This is a genomic window from Mesorhizobium sp. M7A.F.Ca.CA.004.06.1.1 (assembly GCF_003999135.1).
Lineage (GTDB): Bacteria > Pseudomonadota > Alphaproteobacteria > Rhizobiales > Rhizobiaceae > Mesorhizobium.
The window spans coordinates 1-1,674 of the sequence record NZ_RZPQ01001012.1 but is presented as its reverse complement, the minus strand read 5'-3'; the positions used below and the strand labels follow the sequence as shown (position 1 = coordinate 1,674).

General features: G+C 59.5%; 1 protein-coding gene and 1 pseudogene. Both read right to left on the bottom strand.

The annotated features are described in order from the left end of the window. Positions 1–112, bottom strand: a pseudogene (locus tag EN906_RS33285) (glycerol-3-phosphate transporter permease); the annotation flags it as partial. Between the two features lie 194 nt (positions 113–306). Beyond that, on the bottom strand, positions 307–1,617 hold the full coding sequence (ugpB, locus tag EN906_RS33280; protein ID WP_127269634.1) for a sn-glycerol-3-phosphate ABC transporter substrate-binding protein UgpB: 1,311 nt from the start codon (positions 1,615–1,617) through the stop codon (positions 307–309). Positions 1,618–1,674 lie beyond the last annotated feature (57 nt).

Sequence of the window (1,674 nt, the reverse complement as noted above, 5' to 3'; positions counted from 1 at the left end):
GGTAGAACGCCTGACCGGCCGGCCAGTAGAAAAACACGAGCGTGATGGCCAGTTGCGGCGCCACCAGCAGGTAGGGAAGGATCTTGTTGGGAAACACGACGCGAGGGGTCATGGAGCCACTCCGAGGTGATGAGGCGGGCGGCACGATGTAGCATCCCTCTTCGCCAAGATGGCTTTGACGAGCGTTTCGGATTGGGCATCATCGACCGTTGGCGAAATCGCAAGGGACGGCAAAACTCCCCTCGCCGAGGGGAGATGCCTGGCAGGACAGGTGGATGCGCCGTAGAGCAAGGACCTGCGCTCGCTCTAATTCCCCAGCGCTTCCTTGATCGCCGCATTGCCACGCGTAACCGCATTGTCGAGCGCCTGCTGCGCGGTTTGCTGGCCGGCGAGCATCTTTTCGAACTCCTCGTTCTGGATATCGCGCACCTGCGGCAGGTTCGGAAGACGTACGCCCTTGGAATTGTCGGTCGGCGCCTTACCCGTCATCTGCAGGATCGGGGTCTCGCGACCGACGTTCTTGTCATAGAAACCGGACTTCTTGGTCGCTTCATAGGCGGCAAGCGTTACCGGCAGATAACCCGACTTCTGGTGCAGGTATTCTTGCACCTCGGTCTTCGACAGGTAGGCGAAGAAGGCCGCGACGCCCTTGTATTCCTCGTCGGATTTTTCAGCGAAAACCCACAGGCTGGCGCCACCCGGCGTCGTGTTCTGCGGTGCGCCCTTGGCGTCGCTGTCATAGGGCAATTGGCCGATGCCGTAATTCATGCCGGACTTGACGATATCGCCAAGGCCGCCGGAGGATTCGGTCATGATCCCGCATTCGCCGGCGAGGAAGATCTGCTTGGCTTCGGAGGTGCGGCCGCCATATTTGAAGGTGCCGTCCTTGGCGAGGTCCGCCAGCGCCTGGAAGTGGTTGACGAAAATCGGCGCATTGATCTTGAGCTCGACATCGCCGCCGGCCAGACCGTTCTGCTGGGTGGCCCATGACACGTCATTCCAGGCCGCGAAATTCTCCAGATGGATCCAGGTCAGCCAGGTCGAGGTGTAGCCGCAGGCGGCCGCGCCGCTCGCCTTGATCTTCTTGGCGTCTTCCCACACCTCATTCCAGGTCTTGGGTGGGCTGTCGACGTCGAGACCAGCCTTCTTGAAGATATCCTTGTTGTAATAAAGGATCGGCGAGGAGGAGTTATAGGGGAAAGAGAGCATGGTGCCGTCCGGCTTCGAATAATAGCCGACTATGCCTGGCAGATACTGGCTCTTGTCGAAGGTCATTCCAGCGCTGGTCAACACATCGGCTGCCGGCTTGATTGCGCCTTCGGCTGCCATCATCACGCCGGTGCCGACGTCGAACACCTGCATGATGTCGGGCGCCTGGCCGGCACGGTAGGCGGCGATGCCGGCATTCAGCGTCTCGGGGTAGGTGCCTTTGAACACCGGAACGAGTTCATAGTCGCTCTGGCTGGCATTGAAATCTTTGGAGATCTTGTCGACAACTTCGGCATTGGCGCCAGTCATGGCGTGCCACCAACTGATCTGCGTGACAGCAAAAGCGGAGGTTGAGGAAAGCAGCATAAAGGTGGCGGCAACACCGGCCGCGAAGCCGAAGGACTTCATGTTTCATCTCCCGTTTGTCATTGGCGAAAGGGGCACTCCCGCAAAGGCAATATGTGT

What these genes read in the sequence shown, in the direction of transcription:
- ugpB (WP_127269634.1), bottom strand. Translation starts at nt 1,617, where the DNA reads ATGAAGTCCTTCGGCTTCGCGGCCGGTGTTGCCGCCACCTTTATGCTG.